This is a genomic window from Bradyrhizobium sp. NBAIM18 (assembly GCF_020193825.1).
Taxonomy (GTDB): Bacteria; Pseudomonadota; Alphaproteobacteria; order Rhizobiales; family Xanthobacteraceae; genus Bradyrhizobium; species Bradyrhizobium yuanmingense.
In genome coordinates this window covers 15571-40538 of record NZ_JADYVO010000013.1, presented here as the reverse complement: position 1 = coordinate 40538, position 24968 = coordinate 15571, and the positions used below count along the sequence as shown (strand labels likewise).

The window sequence follows — 24968 nt, the reverse complement described above, 5'->3', positions numbered from 1 at the left end:
CATGCATATGAAGAATATCTGGATCATTGCCGCGAAATAGTGGGAGCTATTCTGGTAGTGGAGCCGATACTCACCTTTCTGCTCTTTAGAGACGTGCGGACACCCAATTCGCTGGTCGGGGTGACGCTCGGTGTGCTCGGTACGCTTGCTGCCACATTTCTATGAGTGTGATTTAACCGGCCTGGGCGGCGGCCCGGCTTTTGCGAGATATAGTTTGAGGGAGTTGCGCAACCTCGATTCTGCTCAGTTCCAACGGGCAAAATGTCGTTGCTGATGGCCTCCGACGTCTCGGCACACCCGTCGATGGCTGGTGACTTGGTAAACTCTTCGGTCGAAGTCTGTTTAGTGGATAGCGGGACGCGTGCGTTGCGAGCGAAGGTCTGCCGATCGACATACACTGGCCAGTTCTGCTTGGCCAAAAATCGCCGTTCAAGAGGCGAGCGCGTTCCTGGCTGCTCTCTAGCGTTTGACTTGGCCCAGCTCGCGTGCATAGAGCCAAGGCGTTCGGGTAGGGACTATTCCGTGGGTAGGGCAGGTCGGACGCCGGTCACGTCTCAGCTGATCACACCGGCACTGATGCGGCTAGTTCAGCAACACGACCAAGCTGCGTGGAACTCAAGGCGAGGTCTTATTTCTTGTGCATCCCGATGAATGGCTCTTGGTCAGCTAGTCGTCAGCTAGGCGGCCTATCCAGACAGGCTGCGCACTCTCGACTATTCGGAGATGAAGTATGAAAGGTATTGGCCGAGCTGATTCATCACAGGGTGAGGCGGCGGGAGCCGACAGCGCCGGGGAATTGAGCCGTTCGAGCCTGGAGCCTGGTCTCTTCCCTGGGGAACGCGGTCAATCCTTCGATGCCGTCCTGGAGCGGATGCGCTCCGGGCCTCAAGACAGAACTGCGGCTTCAGATATGGCGGCGCCAACGCGCAACGAGATCAAGGCCGCAAAGCGAAATTTGGACAGCCTGCTTGAGAAGTTTGAAACTTGCCGTCGAGCGGCCATGCAACGCTGCAACTCGGAAAAGGCGCAAGAGCTGATCGATCGAGTGGTCGAAGCAGGCTCAACAGTTCTGGAGTATTACGCGAATCTGCCTTCCAATTTGGCGCGTCGTATCCTGCCCGACGATCAGGCTCGCCGGCTCCGCGACAACACGCTGGATGCGGGCAAACAATGTAACGAAGTAACCACCGAGATTCTGTACCCACTTGAGAACAGGAGAAAGAAAGCAAAAGCCCTGCTCGACGAGGTCAAAGACACCGCTCCGCCCGACCAGCTGAGCCGCGTCGTTGCGGGCGTCGCGAACCAGTATGCTGCCTGCATGGACTTGTGGGGAAAGAAGGCGTTGCGCTTCGAGCGGATGCAGTCAGTCTGTGCGGCTACTGCCCACTTGCCAAGCAGCACGCCCGAGATGCGCAAGACCGAAGAGGGCCAACTCAGGCTCAATACGGGCTGGGTGCTCAATACCAGGTGCATGTATCTGCAATCGCGCATCGCTCTCGCGCAGCTCTTGATTGAGTCGCGAGCGAGCACGTTAGCACCGGACGTGCGAGCCGCCCTCATGGACGAGAGCGGGCGGGTGCGTCTGCTCGGGACCTTTGTTGAAGATGTTTTTCCGGCATTTATTTCGACGGGCGAGGCCGTTCGCGGAGGAACGGTGCTCGACGCCGAGCACCGCGCCGTTCTGGAAGGAGTGATGGAACGGCTTTCGGAATTTGCATCCAAACTGAGGGGCATGCTTGAGCCCCTGAGGGAGGCTGGAACGGAAGCTGACCTTCCTTTGCAGTTGCTTGGCGAGATCGTGGACGGAGCGTGGGTGACGGCGAACGAGGTCATGCGGCTGCTGGCATTGCAGCCAAAGACGGAAGTGACGATTGAACCGCCGGCTTGGGCTGCGCTTCCTGAAAACACTGCCCTGGTGGGTGAAGGCACTCCAGCGCGCAGAAAGGGCAAAGCAAAGCGCGGAGCAGCCGCGGGCGAGGGGAGTTCGACGGCCAACCCGCCCGCGCCGCAACTGGGAAGGTCCGATGCCGCCGCGGCCGCGACGGGCAAGGTCATCGTGCTCTCGGATCTCGGTACAAAGAAACTCGCCACGCCGGAGGAGGCAGCTGCGTCATCCTCTGCGACCGATCACCTCCAGATGTGGCAGGCTCCGCCCTCCAGGAAGGCACTGCCGGGATTACTTGAGCGATTGGACGAGCTGCTGCAGTTCGATCTGCGGGCTCAGCAAAGCGCCGTCTCGCAAGCGCGCCAGATGAAGCCCGACGACGCCGAACATGTCCTGAATCGCGTGATCAAGCGCTTGCAGACGCAGTCCTCCGAGATTGAGGCCTGTGTAGCCGCGCTGGAGGAGCCTCGCCGACGGGGCCTGCTCACCGCTGCGCAGGTGCCCGAAGTGCACGAAAAGATAGTCCGGCTTCAAAGGATGGGGTCCGAGGTTCAGGGGCAGGCAAAGTCATTGAGCGCGCGAAAGGCAGCAATCACGAGCGATTGCATGAAGACCTATGCGTTTCCATCGCAGAAATACCTTGCACAGTTACGGGCAGCGGGGGAACTGGCGTCAGTGGATCCACCTCGCGCCTTGAAGGGAGAGCCAGGGACGCTGTTCGAAATCAAGCTACAGCCCATGGCGCTGAGCAATGGCGCGACGCCAAGGCCGATGTGGGTACACATCCATACCAAGCGGCCGGTACATGCCTGGCAATTGGCAACGCTGGGCGATCGCGAATTCGCCGCTTGCCACGTGAAGTCTGACGAACAGCGCGGCTACAATCAGCACTGGCAGAACGCTCGAGCCGCCGAGGGGCACGAGAACGTCGTGATCCACCGAGGCAAGCTCACTCCCGCGTTCTGTAGGTCCTTGTTGAGCACCGCCGCTGGCCAGCCATGGCAGCCCCTTCCCGACCCGGAGCACGCTTCGGCTCAGATGGCTCGACTGGGGATCTAGTGAGCTGGTTGTCTTGCGCCGGTGAGCCGTTGACCGGCTCGGCGGATTGCCTGAGCTGCGCCGAGCCTCGTCGAACTCCAGCTTACACAAGGATGGAGCCGGGGAGAGAACACTTCTTACGGGAGGGGTATCGGCTGGCGATCCGGAGGATTGTCGGTCGTCGTACAAGCAAGCTGCCATTCCCTGCCCTGGCGAACATCGGCGCTCGGGCGAGAAGCTGGGCCGCTGACTATTGCAGGCGGGAGATATACCAGATGCTGGCGGCGATAAGCCCGGTCACAGTGCTTTCACCTGCCTGCCCGCGGCGAACTGGCGCGCAAACTCTTCGGGCGAGCTTCAACGGATCGCGGATGGTCCGTACGGGAGCTGAGCGTCCCGGCCGCTTTGACGAATCAAACCGGGCGCTGCACAACAACGCCGTCTGTTTGCTAGTCTAGCATCAGGCTACGACGGCCCCAGCATCACGCCTCCTTGGCCCCCAAAAGATGCTGGGGCTTGTCGTTCTTCGTTGAGCGTCTCAATCCGAGTAAGTCGGAGCTTCTTCGTTTCAACTGCAATGGCGCCGGGCGCCGCGGAGACGATTTCAATACACCGGCGTATGGTCAGTCATTTCCCTGCTTTTTTCAGTCGCCGCCACGAGCGAGCAACGGTGGCATCGCCGGAAGAGCATGCTCCGCCGCAAGATCAGCTTGGTGGACTGTTCATTGAGTCATGGCGCGAGCTCACGACAGCAATCCGTATGACTAGTTTGATCGATCTTCTACAGCTCGATTCCGTGCCGCCCTAAGCACCCGGTGCATCACTTCGCTTTTGATCTCGCAGGCGATCTCGTTGACGTTGAGGTCCGAGCGACCGCTGGGCCTCGGCATCGACCGTCAGACCCGCTTCGGCCCCGTTGGTTCAGCCGAATTTGAAACTCCTCGCCCATCGCATCGATGAGCCGATCGTCCATTGCTGCGTACTTATCCATTCGGTCGATAGATCTGATCAAGAAAATCAATTTTACCGCTTGCAGCGTCGTCAGATAGACCGTCGAGAGCGGCTGGGGCTAACCTAGGGAAGCGATGTCTCGAATGAAAAAGTCTGTGTTAGTGACCGCGAGCGCCCTCGCGCTTGCAACGGCGGTGGTGCCTCCTTTTGCTGCAAACGTTGCCGCGCAGCCGGTTGCGGCGAGTGCGCCGGTAGCCGATACATCATATCCTGAGTGCGTGGATGACCCGTTGAATGGCATCTGCGATCTGTTTTTTTGCTTGACGGATCCCTCGTGCGTCCGGCACTGACAACGGGAAACATATCAAGCAGAGAATGAGGGTCGACCCTCGTGCGGCCGCTGCTCCGACAGCGGCCGCATCCTTATGCCGTATGGTTGCGCTGGCAGATGGCGCAAGCCGCACGTTCTTGTTCTCTAAAGGATGATCATAGTGACGGCTCACTTACACCCCGTCGGTGACGTCCGCCAATCGCGCAACTGCCGCATCGGCGAAGATTGGGTAAACGGGAACAAGTCATTTCAGACGGAGACGCTGCGCACCGACAGGAGCTCCTGCTCGATGTAAAGCTGCTCCAATTTTTCAGGATAGATTGCTTTTACGTGCTGGCCCCATAGCCGTCCTCCGGCTCGATGTTTCGCATTTCGGACATCATAGATGTCATCCTCACCTGTTCGGGTGTGACTAAAGCAGCGGTCGTGGCGTTACTGCCGTTCGTCTATGGTCGGGCACATAATTGAGTGGCGCCGTCTCCGGCATCATAAGCATGGCACAAAGCGCGGCCGCGCCCGCGAAAAGCATGTACCAGGCGGGCACGAGTGCACTCCCGGTAAGGTGGATGAGCCAGGTGACGATCGGTTGAGCTGTGCCTCCAAAAATCGCTATCGCAAAAGCGTAGATCGTCGCGAACGCGCGACCACGAATGTACTTGGGCAAACCTTCGGCCATGCTCACGTAGAAGGCGCTATACGGAATCGTTCCGATCAGGGTGAGGACGCCGAGACCTCCGAGAAGTGCCAAGGCACTGCGGCTCTCTGCAATCCAAAAGAATACCGGATAGGTCATCAGTAATGCAGTGACCTGCGGCCATATCATGATACGCCGACGGCCTACGCGGTCGGCGAGCAGGCCGCCCAGCAGTGCTGCAGAAATTCCGACCGTGTTGCTGATGAGCGTACTAGCAAACGCGAGAGGCGTGGAAACGCGGAGGGTGTTCAACGCGTAGGTCGTCATGTATCCCGTAACATAAGTCGTGATCGTGCAGCTGGCCAAGATGACAAATCCCAAGCTCATGATGCGGCGATCGGTAGGCCGTCGCCCCTCAGGCGGGGTGACAGGAACCGGCGCCTCGGGGCGGTGCAGCGTTTCGGGCAGGACGCTCCGCAACCAAAGTCCAAACGGCAACGTAGCCGCGCCGAGCAACAGCGCGACCCGCCATCCGTAGGCATTGAGCGCTTCGCTTGTCATGGTGAGCGAGAGTATTTCTCCAACCAACGCTCCGGCCGTCGCAGCTACCTGTTGGCTCGCGGGCTGAAAGGAGACCGCAAGACCGCGGGCTTTGGTGGGGGCCGCTTCCACCAAGTAGGCTGTCGTTGGACCGACTTCACCTCCGAGAGCAAAGCCCTGCAGCAAGCGTGCGAAAATGGCTAGCAACGGAGCGGCAAGTCCTATTGTCTCGTACGATGGCGTGATAGCCAATAACAGGACCGCGGCGCTCATCATGGCAAAGCTGGCAATCATCGCGGGTCGGCGGCCGGCCCGATCCGAATACGAGCCGAGCACGATGGCTCCGATCGGCCTGGTCACAAAACCTGCGCCGAAGGTTCCGAGTGACAGCATGAGGCTGACAAACTGGTCAGTTGCCGGGAAGAACGCCTGACCGATCTGTATTGCGAAAAAGCTATAGGTCCCGAAGTCGTAGAATTCGATAATGTTGCCGATGGTCGCGCCCAACACCGCGCGGCGTGTCAAGCGTTCGTCTGCCGGACCGAGGACCGGCTCCAGCCTCTCTGGAGTAAATTGCCTCGCCATCCTCGACCTGATCTGGAGCGCGATCCATGGCCCGAACATTTCGACCAGACAGGTCGCGCAAAGTTGCATTCCACTTGCGCGAGCTCGTCCTCACGGCCATCGCCTGTTCACATGTAGGCTGAAGCGTGTCACGACGAACCTCACGGTAACCTCTGCAATAAAAATGCCCGCCTTTCGCGGCCCATTTTACCCTTGATCTGATGACTGGCCTTGCCGGCAAGACAAATATGAGAACCTGCTATAGTTGTCGGGCACCCAGACATTGCGCTGCTTTGGCGAGTTTGAGACAAATTGGCGGGCGCCGAACACGATCGGCGATGTCTCGCGCCCTTTCAGCCTCGGCCAGGTTGCGTCCGCTCCGTGAGGCGTCAGCGGGCCACGCCTTTCGTCGCCAAGCCGATTGCCGCCGCTCAGCGCGCCTGCGGCGGTCTCTCGCGCCGGGCAAGATCCACCAGTCATCGGTGCTCCACCTTTGTGTCGCGGCCGGGCGCCCGTCTAGCGGGCGAACCGGCTGCTCACGGGTCGCTCGCGTCTGGCGACCGCCAAGACCCGGGTCGTCCGTCATAAGGTGCGTTCGGCGCTGCCCGCCCGCGCATGTTGGCTATCTCCTGCGCGAGGGCCTCACCCGGGACTGGGAGAAGGCCCGGCTATTTGGCCCAACGGCGACGAGGCCGATCTCAAGTCGTTCGGTGAGCGCTGCCAAAGGTTCAAGGGCGTACATCTTGGTCAACCACTTAGAGAGCTGTTAAGGCAAACCAGCGACGCATACCCAGGAGTTACCGTTCGTGCGCCCGCAACGGGCGAGCACGAATGTGCCCTACGGTTCTTCGCCAACGGACGCTTGGAGGAAGCGGACATTTCAGCGGCGACCTCGCCACCGCGCGCACGAAATTACGACGATTTTCCTTATTCAGGACACCAGTGAATTCTCTTTCCAACGCCCTGACACGAGTGCCATCTGCATGACCCAGAGCGTCCATAGCAGCCGGGACAAAGTTGGCGGTTTCTATTGCCTCACCTGGGGATGTAACGTTCCGCTTGCCCGATGTAGCTCCGGCTGTCAGTCCGAGGTTGTATCATGGCGCGCAGGGTTCGAGGCACTGGGGACTTCGCGGAGTACCCGCTACACGCAGCGGCAGTCCCCGGATCACCGGCACCGAGCACCCTTAGCCGTGCGCGGGATGATCGTCTCGGCTGCTTTTGCGTCTCAGCGATTTCGTTCTCTCAGGTAAACACTTCTCTCCGCGCTTGCCGGACTCTCACGTAGGTCTCGCTTTCGTCTGTTCTCGCGCTGGCGCGGCTATCGCGGTCATTCTGGTTAGCGGCCCCGAGCATAGGCTCGAAGCGTCCGCCAGAACGACGGGTCGCGGGCAGAGGTCGAAATGCACATGTTCGGTGCAAGACTGGGTCTGGCCGCGGTCCGCATCACCTGGACCTCCTAACCAGCTTTACGCCCAGGTGAACGCAATGCACGACGCAGACCCACGCGCCGACTGCGAGGCCAGGCGGAATGAGACTTGGCTCGGAGATGATCGCATCAGACGTGGCAAATGCGGCTGCGGGTTTGTCTCCTTCTTCGACCTTGTCAGCTTCTCGAAAGCCAGCCTCTTTAACATTCGACCTTGGCCCCTCGATGACGAAGCCAGCCATCTCTGAATTCGTGACGAACTCAGCTCATTCCCTGGGGGAGATCTTCAAGAGGCCGTTGTTCTCACAACAGAAAGGAGAGCTTTATGGATCCGAACCCGATCGACAATGCCCGTTCCCCGGAATCGCCAACAGCGCACGTCTGGACACAGGAAGATCATGATTTGTTCAGTCAGATCATGAATGAAGCTGGTCCGTCATCACCTGCCGCACCTGAGGAAGCGGTAGATGTCACATTCGCCGCTCCACAGAGATTTTTACACGGTTCGCAAATCGCCCCTGACGCGATGGTTGAGAGGCTGTTCCACCACGGTCTCTTGCCGGACTCGGACCAGCCGACGATGACCTATGAAATCCAAGGTCACCGCTACACGGCCGGTTTGGATGAGTCCAATCGCGTTCGTCTTGTTCATAACCCTGCGGAGGACCAAGTGGTTGGGGTCGGCCGGGCGGGGGTACCGGACTTCGGAGCCTTCTTCGCGGAGAAATGGCACTACGGAATGCCGCTCGCACAGCAATGGGCCACACCTGCCCTAATGGAGAAGCTGCGCCACGACGGTTTTATGCCGACCGCAGATAACTCCACCACGATCCTACTTAACGGACGGGCCTACAAAGCCGAATTAGCCGAAGGAGGGTTCGTTAGGCTTACACGGGAGACAACCCCGCTGTGAACCGATCGCGCGTGGCTGGAGGCCTGCGATCACTTCGGTTGTCCTTAGCTGGAGAGACATTCGTCCAATAGTGGATTATTCGCGCAGCCAGTGGGCTCCACGTTGTTGACGACGTCGCCCCGATTGTTTTGCCAGGCTACGCCTGCCTTGAGATAGGCAAGCGTTTGCCCGAGCGGACCGAAGGCGTAGCCGATGCGGCCGGTCCCGGTCGCAAAGAGGTTGGGACCTGCGTTGCAGTTTGCGCTTACAATCGAGTGGGAGGCGGCTAGGCAGGTGTTTGAGCCGTTGGCGGCAGCTGCGCTGGCATCCAGTTCGAGGCCGAACACCCAACTGTTGTTCTGCCAATTGTAGCCGATCTGGCCACCTGCGACGAACGATGGACTATCGAGGCTGCCGCCATAGATCGACGGGCCAAAGGGATTGCTAAAGGAGGTTCGGCCGTACCCGCCGCCGGCGTGACCGCCAATGTAGCCTCCAGACCAGTTCCACACCGCCGGTGGCAGTACTTGTCGCTCGAGGTTCGCCATAGCTCTACCCGTTGTGACGAGCGTCATCGTCGTAGCACCCAAAAAGAGAAACCTTGATCGCATAATGATTGCCCTGCACTTTCCCGAGACGCGGTCCCGCTCGCTAAGTATCGCCGCACGGCAAATCGTCGTAGCGACCAGACACGTAATCACGCGCCGGGGCCGCTCCGAAGATCACCGCACTACGATTGGTGATGATGTCCTGAACGAAGCAAGCCACGTGCCGGACTAATTCGTATATTTTTCAGGAGTTTCCTAAGAGTGTGCCGCGTCAACTCTCTTACGTTGGTTTGAAGGCGGACAATTGAGCGTCGGTAGCACTGCATTCCGCGGCGAGGGTGGAAGTCGCGCGCATGTGCGACTTTCATGTTTTTTCGATTGCAATGTGCGCGGACCCGTTCCGCTCTGACTGAACAGCGCCATTCAAAGTGCAGTGTTCTTTTCCAGCGCGAGCTACCGTGATGGCCAGCGGCCGGTCGTTACAAGTTTAGTTCGTGTTAGTTTTTGGGAGCGTGAGTGCGCGAGAAAGCGAGCTCGTGTCCGGACCACTTTAGCGCGCCCGTTGTCTTGCGGCTTTCGTCGCCTTCGCGGCGTCCTCGAACGCTTAGGGATAGTTGACCGGCGCGATATCCCTTCGCGCAAGGTTTGCGAGGTCCACATGCTCAAGGCAATTCATGCCCAGCAGAGTTGTGAATGGCCGAACGGAAGGCGCAAGCGATCGTCGAAGATTTACGTACTGCGACGATGAGCAAGGTGGCCGCTGCGCAACATGTCGTCGCCCTTACTAAGAACCGACTGTCGGCTTTGAGACGGACGTCCAAAGGTCCACACTTAAATGGGTTGGAAACGCCTGGAGAACCTCCCTTTTCAAGCGGCACGCTGCTTGCTCCATCAAAAAAGCCAGCGGACGAAATTCCCGTGTGCCTGCGCTTTGGAGCCGAGCATGCATCTTCCGAATGCTTCCACTCACCTAGCAAGACGTCCAAGTCCGGCTGGCCAACTTCAGGACAATTCCCATGAAAAATTCGCTTTTTCTCGCAGCGTCGCTATCCATGAGCTGTTTGATGGCCGCGGGACTGTCCCCGGGGCTAGCGCCTGCGAGCGGGGCTGAGGATCCTTTTCTTTGGCTTGAGGAAATCGAAGGGCCGCGCGCATTGGCTTGGGCTCACACCGAGAACGACAAGACACTCAGTGCGCTCCAATCTGATCCACGTTACCAGCGCTTCTACGGGGAAGCGCTCCACGTTCTTCAGGCCAAGGACCGGATTCCGTACGTCTCATTGGGACGGCGCGGTCTCGAAAATTTCTGGCAGGACGAGAACCAGGTGCGCGGCGTCTTGCGGCGTACGACGCTTGAAAGCTATCGCACCCAGAGCCCTCGATGGGAGACCATCCTCGACGTGGATGCTCTCGCTGACGCGGACAAGAAGAACTGGGTTCTTAAAGGGGTGAGCTGCCTCCCGCCCGAGGAGCGCCTATGCTTGCTCAACCTGTCCGAGGGCGGCAAGGACGCTGTGTTCGTCCGGGAGTTCGACGCAGTCGCCAAAACCTTCGTCACGAACGGCTTCGCACTTCCCGAGGGAAAACAGCAGGTCACTTGGGTAAATAGCGACACGGTCCTGATTGCACGAGATTGGGGCGAAGGGACCATGACGCAAGCCGGTTACCCTTTCGTTGTGAAGGAGCTCAAGCGCGGTCAGTCGCTCGCGGCAGCGCGCGAGGTCTTCCGTGGTGAGCCGACCGATGTCGAGGCCAAACCATTCGTGCTGCGCGACAGTGAAGGCACGATCCATGCGACCGGCGCCGTCCGCAGGATCGGTTTCTTCGAGCATGAGTATGTTCTCTTTGGGTCCAAGCCGATTAAGCTCAATCTGCCAAAGAAGGCGACCATTGGGGGCATCGCGAGTGGTCGCCTCCTGGTGACGCTAAACGAAGACTGGATGCCGCCGTCCGGAGATACCCCCTTCTCAGCCGGCTCGATCATCTCGTATGACCTGGCCGAATGGAGGCAGGATCCGCTGCGCGCAATGCCCACCCTCGTTTTCAAGCCTGGACCTCGACAAGCGATCAGCGGATTCACCGCCACAAGAAACTTGTTAATCCTAACGATTCTCGACAATGTTCAGAGTAGGGCGTTCGTCTACAAGTACCATCAGGGCGCCTGGCAGGCCACGCCGATCCCGGTTCCCGAGCATGCGAATGTCGGTCTGGCTGCCGCATCGCATGAAACGGACGAGGCGATGTTCACCGTCTCCAGCTTTCTTAGCCCGACGATGCTCTGGTACTTCGACGCCGCAACCGGACGCCTTGAGGCCCTGAAGACGACCCCTCCTAGGTTCGACGCCTCGAGACTTGTCGTCGAACAGTTCGAGGCAATCTCGCGCGATGGCACCCGCATTCCTTACTTTCTGGTACGACCGAAGAGCGCAAGGTTTGACGGATCAACTCCAACGCTTCTCTCTGGCTATGGTGGGTTTCAGATTCCACTCATCCCCTATTACGCGGGTCCTACCGGACGACTCTGGCTCGAGCAGGGGAACGCGTATGTTGTGGCGAACCTGCGCGGCGGCGGTGAGTTCGGGCCCCAATGGCACCAGACTGCTCAAGGAGCAACGAAGCAGCGGACATGGGATGATTTTATCGCCGTCGCGGAGGACTTGATCCGGCGCAAAATCACTTCTCCCCGCCGGCTGGGCGTGGTCGGCGGTAGCCAAGGAGGCCTCCTGGTAGGCACCGCAATCACTCAACGACCCGACCTCTTCAATGCGGCCATCTTACAGGTTCCGCTGTTCGACATGGTTCGGTTCACCAAGCTGGGCGCCGGAGCCTCCTGGATCAGCGAGTATGGCGATCCCAGCATTCCCGAACAGCGCAAGTGGCTCGACGCCTACTCGCCCTATCAGAGGTTGGTGCCAGGCAAGACCTACCCGGCCCCCTTCATTCTCACGTCCACCAAGGACGACCGCGTGCATCCAGCGCATGGCCGCAAGGCAGCGGCGAGGCTCGCTGCGTTGGGCCAACCGTACCTCTACTATGAGAATACCGACGGGGGGCATAGCGCCGCGGCCAACCTAATTGAACAGGCACGCCAGATCGCTTTAGAATATACTTATGCATCTCGGCGGCTTGTCGATGAGTGAGGTCGAGGACTAAGATCTACTGCAATGATGACGCTTGGCGGACGACGTTATCGGCAGCGGCGTCCGCAAGCCCGTCTTTGCTCATTCTCGGCGGGCGATGGTATCTTCCTGCGGATGAATCCGAGCGATCAGCTACGCCCTCAGTCTCGCCTATCAGTCCGGGTAGGCCACTCAGGGCCGATTTCTCGTTAATACCCAAGAGGCATTCCGGGTGAACAGCCCTCACGGCAAAGCCGGTGCGTTAGCCTCTCGATCTCCTGGCTAACTTCATTGGCAGTGCGGACGCGGATAGGGAAAGCGCCTTTCTCATCAAGTCGCCTCGATGGCGCCAAGTCGCATCCGCGCTGCGTTCCATCTATTGCTGACCGGCCTATATTGCTCAGTCGTGCGATGCGTATTTCTCTCGCATCCCAGAGCCCACAATTTAAGTGTGCAATCATCATCTGGCCCGCTTTTCGTCATCCGCAGGATTCCCTGGTTGAAGGCTCGGAATTCCACAAATGCACTCCGACAATCGACGCGATAGGCGGAGTGCGACGAACATGGCAGTACAATATGCACGGCAGAGGGATGGGCGGGGCGCAAAGCACCGAATTCGCAATTTGACGACACAGGAGACCTGCACTCTAACGGGGCGGAGTATCTAAGATGGTGTGGTCCGCAACCGACAATGTCTCACTGATCAGCAGCCTGAACCGTCCGGGTAATCCTGAAGTCGTGACGACCGACAGCACAGAGAGCATGTCTGAGTGGTTGCAGGAATTTCCGTGGCGGATTGAGCGGGTGTTGATAGCCCACACATTATTGACCGACTGCGCACCCTGTCAGGTTGCGGTAAGCTATCACAGATACAGAGTGCCTGAGGTTAACGGGATGTGACAGGGACAGCGCTATCGCTCCAGATCGATCGGCGCCGAGTCACTTTTCCGCTAGTCTCAACGGCAGTGCGGATGTGGTAGGGACTAGTTGGCCTGGTTTCAGCCCCCGGGTCGGTTGGCACCGAGCCGCGCCCGCACTGTTTTACATCTTGCCCCGACCAATCCCACTACTATCTTGACAAGCTTCGCAGGTACTCTGGCGAATGTCGGTACACCACCTGAAAAGGTGAGGGCCACGTACTTCCATTTCTGCCGCAGCGCGTGCAATGAGTGGCGTTGGACACTACATGCCGCCACGAGAGCCGCCTGAACCGCGAGTTCGGCCGCTAGCGCTTCGGCGTTGAAGGCTATGCCATGGAAGAGTTGGTCGCGGAGCTTGGCGCGGCCTTCCTGTCCGCCGATCTCGGCCTAACACCGGAGGTGAGGAGGATCACGCCTCCTATATCGCCTCTTGAATCAAGGTGCTGAAGAACGGACGCGCGATCTTCACGACCTCGTCCAATGCCCAACGGACGGCGGAATTCCTGCATGGTTTTCGGGCCAAAAATTCCGTCGCGGCCTGAGCCGCGGCGGCAATCATCGATCTGGACCGCGTCATTTTAGCTCCAAATAGCTTGGGTCTCCAATGGACTCTGGACGAAGTCGTTGACTGGGCGTCATCCCACTTACAGCGGGGCGGAATTTTCGCACGGGTTTCACATAGATAGTTCGCTGCGGCTGCAAGCATCTTGATTGAGGATGCATGGGTTTGAAGCGCGAGGCCCCGGTCTCAATCGCGGCGACCGTACCGACCGTGCGAGGTCAACGGCCCTGCTCACGCCTTTCATACCATGATGTCCGTAGATGCTGCGCGACGCTCGTCCCCCCGACCATGAGTTGCGAGTCCGGCTTGTGTGCGAAAGGCTCGAGGGAGGCCGAGCCCGATGACTTCAAGTCCATTCCAACCGACATAGACCGCAACCACGTGCAGCAATCACGAACTGCCGGACGGCAACACAAGCGAGACTGTGAAAGCAATTAGTAAGCCGCCATTGAGGGCGAGATACGGTTCGTCCACTCATGAGGATCAGCGGACAAGACTTGCGATGCGAGTAACGCTGCTCGTCGATGACCCAGATCCTACAAAATAGCCGGGGTCAGATTAAGGGCCGTCCGCAATGGTCGAAATCCATGCGTTTGGAAGCGTGCCGTATGCCGAAGGGCAGCCGCGCCTTGCATCCCACGAGCAATTTGGGATCCGAGGCGCGCCTTTTGCTTGGGTGCAGCCACGCATCGAACGGCGAGGGGGCAGCATGGCTCGCAACGTCATCGTCTTCTCAGACCCGCAAAAGCGGTGAAGAAGCCCCGCATGTCGATCGGCGCGGCTTTTGACCCCCAACCGGCGCCCAATATTGACCCCGTCTGGCATGCAGTAAGCGCCTGGATCCATTTCGAATTGGGGCGTTGAGCCGGGGTCAATGTTGGAAGCCGAAAGGGGTCAATATTCGGAGCCGCGACACATGTTACAAAGGGGATCGATTTTTGCGCGGCGTCGAAGAGCGGAGATCAAGACCATCTTCGCAGTGGGATCTCCCTCCAAAGCACAGCACAGGATGGCCGAGATCACGGCATCCGTAACCGGATTCTTCAACCCGTGGCGTTGTAATCCCTTGATGGCAATGCCAACGGCCGTCGCCGGATCGCCGCCAACTGCGCCGAGCCAATCGCAATCAGCAACCCGTTCGTGACGCAAGAGAAATTCCCGGATCGTCCGTATGTCCTTCCGCGAGAAGTCGTGAGGGCTCCGCGCGCGCCACCAACGGGTGGGAGGCAGCGAAGTACGGCGGATCGCGTCCGGATAAGTGACGTTTGACGCATTTTGGACGTTTCGCCAGGCCGAGCGCATGCATTCCCCCAAAGCAAGGTGGTTGATATCGAACGAAAAGCTAGGAATTAGATAATTCCGAAAATCGTCGCGAGGCCTCGTGAGGCGTCGCTTGGTCGCGCCAAGGACTCTTCTACTAGTCGTCCAGATGAGCTAGGGACGAACTGTTCCGTTTTGCCAGACCAATGACCTGGCAAGGATTAGGCTGTAGGATTCGATCGCTGTTTTAAGTAACGGTCGGCCCCACCCGACCCGAGGATCTACTTAACGACCTCTTAATAACAGCAAATGCGAGGCGAGACTCCAACTACGGTCGGAACTTATGGTTAACCCGAACCAGGCTCCTCACATCACGCCTGCTCAAGTGAGAGCCGCTCGCGCTTGGCTGAGTTGGAATCAGGAGCATCTGGCGAAACTGGCTGGGGTTTCAAAAGAGACGCTCAACCGCTTCGAGCAAGGCCATTCGGTACCGTACTCTTCGACCATGGAGCGCTTGCGCCAGACGTTGGAAGACGCGGGAATTCGGTTTCTGTTTCGGGAGCAGATAGCCAGTGGCATCGAGACAGCTCCTCACCAGACTTAACCCCGCCACGTTGCGCATCGAGTCCGCCGGCAAGGACCTTGTCGACTTGGGGAGTCCGTCGCCTGATGATCATGTGAAGATCACCCGTCCCTCGGTGGCCCGGGTTTTCTGAGCGGCACAACTAGACGTCGGCGAATCGAGGAAGCGGCGCCAAACTTCCGTTCCGATTTTAGGTAGTATCCGAATTCCCGCGATCTTGTCGACGCTTAGTGCGGTGCGGACAGAAATGACGTTTTCGCGCAAGCGACACAGAACACCGGTGCGAGGGATGGAAACCGGATCCCGCTTAGCGATCTGAGGGGGCCCGGTTCGCGACAGCTGGTCCGGCAGAGCCAGGCGCGCCAAAAGGCTACCTTGCTGTATTTGTTGTTTTTATTCACACTCGCCCTCATAGGTTGCGGGAATAATCCTTCGCGTCTGCCCGCGGATGTGCCTAATCGGGGACGGTCCATGACCGGGGAAGAAGCCTACGAAGCGCGCTCTCGAATATTTGGCGGTTTACCGCCGGATATCTTCCGCATTTTTTCTGGGGAGGCGCGTTGGTTCTACGCCGACCTTCTTGAGCACATCGACCGCGATGTCTTTGGAGATATTCCGGGCGTCGTTTCGCGACAAGAAATGACCCAGGCGATTCGGGAATTTGTCGATCGTCAGGGGCGCGATGTCCAACTTGACGAAGAGGCTCCGTATGCGCCGGCAGCGGACACCGCAGATACCAAGGCCATCGTCGCGTATCGCCGGCTTCTCGACACGGGGTGGCTAACCGAATTTCGGGACCGCTACCGCCGCGTTGTCGATATGAATGCCAACGGACGCCTTATTCTGACAACCCTACTCGAAATCAAAGCAGGACGAACGCGTTCCTATGGCGGTGAAGTCTTGCAAGTGCTGTTACAGCTCGAAGGAGCCGATAAAGATCCCGAGAACAGGTCGGAGGCCGTCCGTAACGCGGAGCGGTCAGCCAAGTCCTTTATGCATCACTTGCGCTCGATCTCGAGTGCGATACGGCAAATTGAAGAAGAGCTGATCGGCCAGACCGATATGCGGACCCTGTTCAGGAAGTTCTTTGACGATTTCGTCGAGCATTTCCTGATCTCAGATTTCAAGCGGCTGAAGAGCACAACCAATCCGTTCCGGTTCAGACGCAAGATCATCGACACAGCGGAGGGCATCCTCGCCAACGAGATAAGGATGACTGTCCTCGCCGAAGCCTACGTCAAGGAGGGGCGCGGCGAGAGTGTTGAAGACGCGTATGCGCTGGTTACTCAGGAATTGCGCAACGTGATCTCGGTATTTGATCGGATCGGGGACTATCTCGAAATTATCGAGGCCACGAACCAGCGGCTTGAACGACGAATTTCCAATACTTTGCGATTCATGGATCGCATCGCGGAGACGAAGACCGAACGTGTGATCGAGGCACTAGCCAGGCTCGGCGATCTGGCTGGTCCCCCCTCGCTCGAGCTATCCATCCCGCACAACCTTCTTCCGGAACAAGCGGTGATCGGCAGGGAAGACCTCTATCAGCACAAACGTGGGCGCGAAGTCGTTAAGCCCCCAAAAATTCGGCGCGAAGCACCAGATCCGGCATTTCTCGCTTATCGTGCAGCGCTTGATGCCTACCGGGGCCGTACAGCAATCACAGCCGCCAAGATGGCGACCTATCTCGAAGCGGCGTTCGGCGAACGACAAGAGCTGCAAGCGGCCGACATGCCTCTCTTGTCGCTCGATGATTTCTTCATTTTCGAGCGGCTCCGAACCTTGCAGCAGATCGGCGACGGCGCCCTGGCGCGGCGCTACGCGATCGAAATCAAGCCCACACAATTCGAGAATGAATGGATCTCCTGTCCCGATTTCGTCGTTCGTCGCGTGGGAAAGGTAGCGTCGCATGCTGGAACTTGACGAACTTCGCGACCTTCTCGAAGGCCGGCGGGGCAATCCGCCTGTCGAGAAAGGCGATATTGAGACCGCGATTCAGGCGCTCCTTGCCCATCAAATCGTTTATCCGGATACAAGCCTGCTTCGACGAGAAATCTACGACCTCATTCGCCGTCACAGCACATTTTTCGAGCGGTACTTCGGTGCGATGGGGGTCGGCATTGTCATCGAGCCGCCGACCGGAATGATCGCGCTGGTCCGGGGCCAGAACCGGTACGGCTGGCAATTCTCGCGACTCAAGAAAGACGAGACGCTTGTCCTGCTTGCGTTGCGCGTCACCTATGACGAAGGCTTGCGCGCGGGTCTTATGGACGAAGTCGGTCGGGTTGAGACCAACACCGACGAAATATTCGACCGCATCCGGACGCTTGCAAAGGCCGATCCGCCCATTGAGTCCCGGCTAGAGGAAATCCTGAAGTCGTTGCGGCGGCGAGGAGCTGTTCTGCTCCATGATGCAGACCGTGTCGAGCGGCTTACCCCGGTTACGGTTCTTCCCGGCATAGTCATTCTCGTCGATGATGTCTTCACTGCCTCGATTATAAAGTGGCTCGAGCTGGGGGCGCCTGAGGAGTTCCTTGCCTGGAGTGCGCGTGAGCGTGACTCAGCGGTTGTGTCGGACAAGGCTGGATCATCATCGGAACGGCAACGCCTCGACCCAGACGAGAAATCTTCTGATGTATGAGCTCACGCGCCTCTCGTTCCACAAGTGGTACGTTTTCGAGGTTCTCGACCTCGATGTGGCCGGTATGATCGCCGTGATTGGACCGACCGGAGCGGGCAAGAGTGCCATCCTCGACGGCGTTCAAGTGGTCATTACGGGCAACAACGGAAATTTCATCGACCTCAATCCTTCTGCCGGCGAGAAGAGCGACCGCACGGTCCTGAGCTATTGCCTAGGCCAAGTGAGTGATTTTGATCGAGGCGAACCCAAGCGTGAGCGGTGTGAGACGATTCTTGCTCTTACGTTTCGCGATACGGCGACTAATGAGCCGTTGACCATCGGCCTACTTCTACATGCAGATCATAGCGAGCGAACGGAGTCCACTCGGGCGCTGTTTATCGCGCGGGGCTACGCGTTCTCGTTCGAGGATTTTATCGAGCGCGACGAAGACGGCGACGAATTCGTCGTGTCCCATGACGAAATCATCGAGCGGCTGAAGAAAAGGCACGGCAAAGCGCTTACGCTGCACGCCCGATCGACGCAATTCGTCGCGGAGTACCTGGCGGCGATGCGACCGCGTTCCTCGCCGGATGCGCGCCTGTTTCTGCGGAGCTTCAACAACGCCGTCCTGGCCAGAGAAATCCGCGATCCCACGGACTTTGTGAGGCGCTTCGTGCTAGAAGCGGACCCCCTCAATGTCGAGCGCATTCGCTCGTCCATTGAGACATGGCGATCGATGGAAAAGCGCGCTGAAGAACTTGAAGCGGAAATCAGGGATGTGCGCCTCGTTCGAAGTCGCTTCGCGACATGGGCGAGGCAGACGCTTCAATCTCAAACGGAGGACTACATTGCCAGCGCCTCGGAGCGCATGCGGCTGGAGTTTGAGATTAGGGAACTGGAGAAGGAAAAGGAGCGCGCCGACCACGAGAATGCATCGCTTAATCGCTTGATCGCCAACCACACCGGGGTCGTCTCGGAGAATCGCGACCAAGTCATCCGCAAGCGGACCATGCTCGCAGACGGTGAGGGCGCGTCAAAGATTCGAGCTATCGAGGTCGAGGAACGGGTTGCCAACGAAGATAAGACCCGCGCCATTTTGTCATTCGACAGTGCGATGAATGAGTTTCGGCACATCTCCCAATTTTCCGCGATACGTCAATTCGTGCCGATTGTGCATCATGGTGCCATACAAGCGGCGGCCGAGCTTGTCCGCGCCGCCAGTGAACAGACCACGGAGCGGCTCGTCGCCGAAAGCGAATCCCTAGCGGACTTGGCGCGGCGCGCGTTGGCGATCCTTGTGGTCCGCTCATCGCTCGCACAGCAACGCGATATCCGAATCGCGGAAATCGCGGAGGACCGCCAGCAGTTAAATAATCTGGAGCAGTCGCTTCGCGGCACCAAAGACGGGCGTGCAAGCGTGCTTTCGCCCCATGTGCGGCAATTCATGGACGCTTTGGCCTTGAACGGCATTCAAAGCTGGGCTCTTCCAAATGTTGTGGAGATCGCCGACGAATCGTGGGCTCTCGCCTTGGAAATGCTTCTTGGACCGAACCGCGAGGCGCTGATCGTGCCGGAGTCGCAGCTGGAAAGGGCGTTTGACTATCTGTGGCGGCACCGTTCAAGCTTGCATGGTTGCCGGATCGTCAATACGCGCAAGACGCGGCGCGGCTCAAACCGTACTCTTCCGCAACGATCGATTGCGAACGTGTTGCGGACCGACAACATCGACGCGCGTGCTTTTGTCGATACCCAGGTCGGACGCTACGTACGCGCCGATACCGAACAGGAACTGCAGGAGTCCGATCACGCCGTTATGCGCAACGGCAAGACGACGGCCGCGCTTTCACTTCGTGTGTTTAGCGATCTCAGTCCTATTCTGGGAAAGACGGCGCAAACTGCGGCGTTGGCCTCCACGCAGGCGAAATGTGCCCTCCTTCGCACCCAGATGAGTGAGAAGGAAAGGGAACTGAAGATGCTCGACAGCGCAGTCACGTACCTGGCTGGACTCGAACGCAAGGAAGACATTGTATCGCAATTGCGAGAAGCGGCGGAAAACGTCAAGCGAGCCGAAGCGCGGCAAATAGCGCTTCAGAAAGATCGGGAACAGGTCGAGGATCCCAAGAGCCAAGCCCTTCGGCTCGAGATTGAGCGCATCGAAAAGGAGACTGCCGCTTACGAGAAAGAACTAACGGAGTTGCGTGAAAAAGAACGGACAAGCAGTACGCGGTCAATTCGAGCCGGAGAGCGCATCACGGAGCGGCAGGAAGCCGTGACGAAGATGTTGATGGCGGCTGAAGCAATCGAGCGAGAACAAGCCACCGATCGCACGACGCAATTGATCGCCTTCGCGGAGGCAGGCGCCTTTACGATCGACGAGGCTCGAACGACACTGGGTGTGCAGGTATTCCAGAAGCGCGGCGAGGAACTGCGATTTCTCGCGGAGCGCCGCGATCAAGCAAGGCAGGCCGCCGGCGAATATGCGCGGCTTGCGCGCGACAACGGTACGCGTGCCCTGCGCGAATTTAGTGAGTACGTCCGGAAGTATATTCAAGGCCCAAGTCCTCTCCCGGAGGATGCTGGCCATGCCGAGCATTGCTTCTGGTGCGCCGCGCGAGAGAGTCGGCTCGAAGAACATGAACTCCGGCCTCACCGCGAGAAAGTCATTCAAGCCCGTCATGAATTTGAGGCGGCGCTCAAGGAAGACCTGCTCGCCAAAATGTCCGACCGCTTTGAGAAGATAAAGACGCAGCTCGATATTTTGAACAAGCGGCTTGCCGCATATTCGTTCGTAGGCCAGAAGTACTCTTTCAAAAGGTATATATCTGCGGACTTTAAGCCGCTCTACGATCTCGTGAAACGTATTATCGGAAGCCAGGATGCATCATTTGCGGCACTAGCGGATAAGGCAAGCACGGCGGACGACGAGATGAAGCGCGCGATGGCGCAGGTCGAGGAGATCGTTACTCGCGATCAGGATACCCGACGCCTGGAAGACTACCGGAACTACTTCGAGTTCGAGCTGTTTCTGGAAAATCAGGCAGGTGAACAGCAAGCATTCTCGAAGCTGGTTGGGCTTTTGTCGGGAGGGCAGCGGCAGGCGCCTTATTATGTTGCCATTGCCGCCAGCATGGTGTCCGTTTACTTCCCCAAGGGCGGACGTGAGGGCAGTACCGAAGGCATGGGTTTGGTTGCCTTTGACGAAGCGTTTAACAAGTTGGATATCGGCAATACGCAGAATCTCATCACGCTCTACCGTGATCTCGGACTTCAACTGGTCATCGCTGCACCCGAGATTCACCGTGCGACGTTCCTTGAATCGGTGGACTGTATTATCTCGGTGACGCGCATGAGCGGCACGGATCGTGTTGCCGTCGATGCCGAACGGATTGGCCCGAGAGCTCAGGCCGAGATGCAGGCAGCCAATCCGGAGCATCGCGGCGTGGAATGGTTCAGGGCGGAGAGCGAGCAAGCGACGCAAAAGGCGGCGGAATAACGTGAGCGCAGGCAAGGCACGCGACATTCTGGGCATTCTTCTCGACCGCTTGGAACGGGTGCCAGAACGGACGCGCCAACCGGCTGAACGTGCGCCTGCCGACTTCCCTTCCGCAGCTGAACGTGCGGCATTCGACCGGCTTCTTGCGGATGCAGAACGCCAAGGTGCCATCAGCGTGGTTAAAGGCCGTGGTGAGGCGCGGCACCTGACCGAACGTATCCAATTGAGAGATGCCGCCCGTCTTTACGAGTTCCTTGGAAGGATTCCGGCACTCGAGCGTGCAAGAGTAGCGGCATCCCAGCTGCAGGCGTCTGTAGAACCAAGACACACCGACGCAGTGGAGGCGCGAGACAATATTATCGCTGGATGGCTGCGGGGAGAGCGGCCGTTCTCGATTAGCCTGGAGCAGACGGATCAGGCAGTAGAATTTATCACGGCTCTGGATGCCGTTCTAGCGCGTGATCCGATGGACCGGCGCGATCTTCGAACGTATTCCGGACAAACCACAGGCAATACTAAGCTTCTTGAACGGTACGCATCGCGGATTGTCAATTTCCTCAAGCAGGCTGGAAAACTCGATGTCTATCTGTCTGACGACGAAGCCATGGCCAGCCTGGGCTTGGAGAAATTTTCGCAGCCCGTCTTAATTGCCGGTCCAGTTCGCCTCGCGGGCGTAGATTTTGCGCGCTTGGTTTATGTGGGGCTTCCTCCTGAACAAGCACCAATGATCGAGCCAGCGGGTGCGATCCGATCGATCATCACGATCGAGAACCTCGCGAGCTTCAATCGGCATGTGCGGGAAGCGCTTCAGGCCAACGACGTGGCCATCTATACCGGCGGTTTCCCGTCGAGGGCGGTGGCAGCAGCGCTGGTGGCGATTTCACGGTGGCCCGGAATTTCGCGTATCCATCATTGGGGAGACATCGACGAAGGCGGCCTTCGTATCGCCCTGCATCTAACGTCCCTTGTACCAGTCCCGGTCTTGCCCCATCTCATGAATCCCGCCTTGGCGCGTCTGCGCGGAACCCCCGCCAAGGCGTCGCGGAAAATCGAACTGCTACCAAGCGACCCATGGCAGCCCCTGGCGACTTTCTTGGGAGGGGATGATGCTCGATTTCTTGAACAGGAAAAGATTGATCCGGAACCCATTACTACCTTTGAAGCGGTCTCATGATTTGTCTGAGACCAACTAACAAACGAATATTGGCATCAACACAATGGCAGCTCGAAATATGGACTCAATAGCGCGAACCTCAAATGCCGAATGAGGAATTGATAAGGCGACTCGAAGGCCGGCTCCAAGATGATTTTTCTCGAGATTTGCTACGCGGAGCAATCGCCGCACTGGCCCAGAAAAACGTTGCGACAAGGGCTCAGCATTTCTCGGTAAGCATGCGCGATCTCAGCGATCACATGCTGAAGCAGATGGCTCCCGATGACGACGAGATCAAATCATGCGCGTGGTACGAACAGCACCCGAAGCTGGAAGGGCCAACTCGCCGCCAACGTGCCTACTTTGCAAGCCGCGGTGGCTTGACGGACCATTTTTTGAAGAACGAACTAAAGCTCGATCCGAAGGAGTTTCACGCCGAGATTGGCCCTGCGTTCAACGAATTGAACAAACGCACTCATCGAAGCCTGATACGGTTATTAGCGATCCAGCCGAACTCGACAATCTCGCGAATGAAACCATCGGCGCGCTCCTCGAAATCTTCGAGGTGACCGAAGACGTCCACAGTGAGGTGATAAGCCGGATCGAGGGCCACCTCTATGACGAAGCTATCGGGGCTTTCATTAGCGAAACTATCGATAGTCTTGATCTGATCGCTGGGCATTATGAGACCGGCGGCGTCCTCTACGACGAAATGCGCGTCCTAAGCATCCATGGTGATTTCATTCGCTATGAGATCACCGGCAGCGTTGATGTCACTTTGCACTACGGATCGGGGTCGGACGGAGCAACGATCGAGGAGAACTTTCCATTTGTCTGCACGACGGCGGCCACCACGGCCGAGCCGCTCAAGCTCCTCTCAGATCGAACCGAGATGAAAGTCGACACGAGTTCGTGGCACGGGGAGCCGGAGGAGGAAGATGCGCCATAACCCGCCCCGCGGTACTCAAATAGGTTCGCCGTCCGTCCGAGCTGACGGTTGCCCGGATGCAAAGGGCGCCACAAGCAACGTGGCGACTGACGATGTCGCGCATATGCCACGACATCTCGTCGTCGATCTCAATCAGCTCACCTTCGGCTGATGCAGCGAGATCCTGCCCTTGCGAGCTGGCGACTCTGGAATTGGAGTCGTACGACGGCCTGGCGGCACGTGAAAGCCGTTATGCGCGGTCGGACTCTCACGCGCCGCTGCCGCGCCTTTTTGATAAATTGAGCGAACTAGTTTGGCGCGTGAGGCTCTTTGGTGGATATCCATCCTTGTGGCGCTTCCGGCTTGTCATCAGTTTGCAATCGAGAAAGGGAACCGTCCGGCGCAAATTGCATTCTTACCGAGGCGTTTGAGAACAGAACACGGTTAACTGGAATCGAGGCCTCATGACCGAACTGGGCGACCCGTATCAGTCGGGGAGGCTCCCATAACTGCGCCGTCGTGGGCAGCGCGCCTGCAGGACTGGCCTTGCAACTCTCCCGACATACGGACAAGCTTGCCGCCCCAGGGTCACGGTACACGATGCCCTCAGCATTGTTATTCTTTAGAGGAATAGCCGCAGCACCAGCGCGTGGCGACACCACGATAGTGGATCTGTTCTTCATGAGCGCGTCTTTGAGTTGCGCGCCGGCTGTCTCAAACAGTATGGACGGATCAACATCAAGGACCAAACTCTCAGGTTTGTCACTCTTTGGGATCATCGTTGCGCTGAATTCGCGCGAGAGTGACGCATCGACTGATTTCAGCTCCGCGCTAATTGACTTGGCTACCAGATCGCTTGGTCCAGCCTTAAGTTGTCGGCGCAACTCCTTCTGCCGCTCCAGGTTAACGGCAATGCTGTCCCCGCATGCGGAATAGGCATCGGGCAGAGATGATCCTGATGACACATTCCCTGAGATACGCGAACTCTGCGGGCCACCGGCTGCGCTCTTAAATGGGCCTTCGACGGAAAAAGATGCGCTGGCGGCATTCACGGAAGAGATCATGCCGTTTGAGAGTGAAAGATCGACGGAACTCGACCAAAAGGGGCCCGCTAGCGTCGCGGCATCAATCACCCATGCATGATCGGGATCCGCTTCATTTGTAACAGCAATCTCTCGTTCCAACGAGATGTCAATCAAGAGCCGCTGTCTGGTCGCGGCCGGCTCCTTCTCGGTCGGCGCGGGCGTGGTGAGGACCGAACAATCAAGAATGCTGACTACCGTGGTTACTCCGATGACCGTTCGCGGCAGATGATAGACAACCCCTTGAGAGGCCTTGTTATCGCCTGCTGCTTGGATATTTCCATTGATAATGCGATTAGAGACGAGAGGTGATGATAACCAGCCGGTCCACCGTATCAGAAGGAAAAGCAAGGTTAGGATCACCCCCGCGCTCAGCCATTTTGCTACGAGCTTCAAGAGCCCGTACAGCCATGCTGCGATCTCACGCAACTGTGCT

15 protein-coding genes and 1 pseudogene are annotated in these 24968 nt (G+C 58.2%); 12 read left to right on the top strand and 4 right to left on the bottom strand.

Annotation, left to right across the window (positions count from 1 at the left end):
• Positions 1 to 730: 730 nt before the first annotated feature.
• Positions 731 to 2944, top strand: coding sequence for a hypothetical protein (locus tag I6F17_RS25175; RefSeq protein WP_225124623.1), 2214 nt, complete (start codon positions 731 to 733; stop codon positions 2942 to 2944).
• Between the two features lie 1673 nt (positions 2945 to 4617).
• On the opposite strand, the gene I6F17_RS25170 is transcribed toward I6F17_RS25175, so the two are convergent.
• Positions 4618 to 5964: an MFS transporter gene (locus tag I6F17_RS25170; protein ID WP_225124622.1), complete on the bottom strand. Its 1347-nt coding sequence runs from the start codon at positions 5962 to 5964 to the stop codon at positions 4618 to 4620.
• Positions 5965 to 7697: 1733 nt separating this feature from the next.
• Between I6F17_RS25170 and I6F17_RS25165 the strand changes: the two genes are divergently transcribed.
• Positions 7698 to 8285: a hypothetical protein gene (locus tag I6F17_RS25165; RefSeq protein WP_036043214.1), complete on the top strand. Its 588-nt coding sequence runs from the start codon at positions 7698 to 7700 to the stop codon at positions 8283 to 8285.
• A gap of 44 nt (positions 8286 to 8329) precedes the next feature.
• On the opposite strand, the gene I6F17_RS25160 is transcribed toward I6F17_RS25165, so the two are convergent.
• Entirely contained in the window at positions 8330 to 8812 is a 483-nt protein-coding gene (locus I6F17_RS25160; RefSeq protein ID WP_225124621.1) for an outer membrane beta-barrel protein, read from the bottom strand.
• A gap of 693 nt (positions 8813 to 9505) precedes the next feature.
• Between I6F17_RS25160 and I6F17_RS25155 the strand changes: the two genes are divergently transcribed.
• The 3 genes and pseudogenes from I6F17_RS25155 to I6F17_RS25145 form a co-directional block, all read left to right on the top strand.
• Positions 9506 to 9832: a hypothetical protein gene (locus I6F17_RS25155; protein ID WP_157784101.1), complete on the top strand. Its 327-nt coding sequence runs from the start codon at positions 9506 to 9508 to the stop codon at positions 9830 to 9832.
• Entirely contained in the window at positions 9829 to 11952 is a 2124-nt protein-coding gene (locus I6F17_RS25150; protein ID WP_225124620.1) for a prolyl oligopeptidase family serine peptidase, read from the top strand. Before I6F17_RS25155 ends, I6F17_RS25150 begins: the two co-directional genes overlap by 4 nt.
• A gap of 1169 nt (positions 11953 to 13121) precedes the next feature.
• Positions 13122 to 13393, top strand: a pseudogene (locus I6F17_RS25145) (zincin-like metallopeptidase domain-containing protein); the annotation flags it as partial.
• 914 nt (positions 13394 to 14307) lie between these two features.
• Here I6F17_RS25145 and I6F17_RS25140 read toward each other — a convergent pair.
• Positions 14308 to 14562: a hypothetical protein gene (locus I6F17_RS25140; RefSeq protein ID WP_157784131.1), complete on the bottom strand. Its 255-nt coding sequence runs from the start codon at positions 14560 to 14562 to the stop codon at positions 14308 to 14310.
• A 454-nt stretch (positions 14563 to 15016) separates the two neighbouring features.
• Here I6F17_RS25140 and I6F17_RS25135 point away from each other — a divergent pair, with 454 nt between their 5' ends.
• The 7 genes from I6F17_RS25135 to I6F17_RS25105 all read left to right on the top strand — a co-directional run bounded on the left by I6F17_RS25135 (position 15017) and on the right by I6F17_RS25105 (position 23471).
• Positions 15017 to 15277, top strand: coding sequence for a helix-turn-helix transcriptional regulator (locus tag I6F17_RS25135; RefSeq protein WP_036016164.1), 261 nt, complete (start codon positions 15017 to 15019; stop codon positions 15275 to 15277).
• Positions 15278 to 15727: 450 nt separating this feature from the next.
• Positions 15728 to 17179 (top strand): Wadjet anti-phage system protein JetA family protein, encoded by a 1452-nt coding sequence (locus tag I6F17_RS25130; RefSeq protein WP_225124619.1) that lies wholly within the window; start codon positions 15728 to 15730, stop codon positions 17177 to 17179.
• A complete protein-coding gene (locus I6F17_RS25125) occupies positions 17166 to 17897 on the top strand; it encodes a DUF4194 domain-containing protein (RefSeq protein ID WP_225124618.1) in 732 nt (243 codons plus the stop codon). The genes I6F17_RS25130 and I6F17_RS25125 overlap by 14 nt, the downstream gene beginning before the upstream one ends.
• On the top strand, positions 17890 to 21369 hold the full coding sequence (locus I6F17_RS25120) for an SbcC/MukB-like Walker B domain-containing protein (protein ID WP_036016170.1): 3480 nt from the start codon (positions 17890 to 17892) through the stop codon (positions 21367 to 21369). Before I6F17_RS25125 ends, I6F17_RS25120 begins: the two co-directional genes overlap by 8 nt.
• Position 21370: 1 nt before the next feature.
• A complete protein-coding gene (locus I6F17_RS37960) occupies positions 21371 to 22543 on the top strand; it encodes a Wadjet anti-phage system protein JetD domain-containing protein (protein ID WP_225124617.1) in 1173 nt (390 codons plus the stop codon).
• 83 nt (positions 22544 to 22626) lie between these two features.
• Positions 22627 to 23091 (top strand): hypothetical protein, encoded by a 465-nt coding sequence (locus I6F17_RS25110; RefSeq protein WP_225124616.1) that lies wholly within the window; start codon positions 22627 to 22629, stop codon positions 23089 to 23091.
• The gene (locus I6F17_RS25105; protein ID WP_225124615.1) at positions 23088 to 23471 is read left to right on the top strand and encodes a hypothetical protein; all 384 of its coding nucleotides are present in this window, start codon (positions 23088 to 23090) and stop codon (positions 23469 to 23471) included. Before I6F17_RS25110 ends, I6F17_RS25105 begins: the two co-directional genes overlap by 4 nt.
• A 287-nt stretch (positions 23472 to 23758) precedes the next feature.
• Here I6F17_RS25105 and I6F17_RS25100 read toward each other — a convergent pair whose 3' ends face one another.
• Positions 23759 to 24961 carry a hypothetical protein gene (locus I6F17_RS25100; protein WP_225124614.1) on the bottom strand — a complete coding sequence of 401 codons (1203 nt, stop codon included), beginning with the start codon at positions 24959 to 24961 and terminating at the stop codon, positions 23759 to 23761.
• Positions 24962 to 24968: the final 7 nt, after the last annotated feature.

Excerpts from the sequence above, each read along its gene's own strand:
- I6F17_RS25110 (WP_225124616.1), top strand. The coding sequence starts at position 22,627 with ATGCCGAATGAGGAATTGATAAGGCGACTCGAAGGCCGGCTCCAAGAT.
- I6F17_RS25120 (WP_036016170.1), top strand. The coding sequence starts at position 17,890 with ATGTATGAGCTCACGCGCCTCTCGTTCCACAAGTGGTACGTTTTCGAG.
- I6F17_RS25135 (WP_036016164.1), top strand. The coding sequence starts at position 15,017 with ATGGTTAACCCGAACCAGGCTCCTCACATCACGCCTGCTCAAGTGAGA.
- I6F17_RS25125 (WP_225124618.1), top strand. The coding sequence starts at position 17,166 with ATGCTGGAACTTGACGAACTTCGCGACCTTCTCGAAGGCCGGCGGGGC.
- I6F17_RS25130 (WP_225124619.1), top strand. The coding sequence starts at position 15,728 with ATGACCGGGGAAGAAGCCTACGAAGCGCGCTCTCGAATATTTGGCGGT.
- I6F17_RS25150 (WP_225124620.1), top strand. The coding sequence starts at position 9,829 with ATGAAAAATTCGCTTTTTCTCGCAGCGTCGCTATCCATGAGCTGTTTG.
- I6F17_RS25160 (WP_225124621.1), bottom strand. The coding sequence starts at position 8,812 with ATGGCGAACCTCGAGCGACAAGTACTGCCACCGGCGGTGTGGAACTGG.
- I6F17_RS25170 (WP_225124622.1), bottom strand. The coding sequence starts at position 5,964 with ATGGCGAGGCAATTTACTCCAGAGAGGCTGGAGCCGGTCCTCGGTCCG.
- I6F17_RS25155 (WP_157784101.1), top strand. The coding sequence starts at position 9,506 with ATGGCCGAACGGAAGGCGCAAGCGATCGTCGAAGATTTACGTACTGCG.
- I6F17_RS25165 (WP_036043214.1), top strand. The coding sequence starts at position 7,698 with ATGGATCCGAACCCGATCGACAATGCCCGTTCCCCGGAATCGCCAACA.
- I6F17_RS25175 (WP_225124623.1), top strand. The coding sequence starts at position 731 with ATGAAAGGTATTGGCCGAGCTGATTCATCACAGGGTGAGGCGGCGGGA.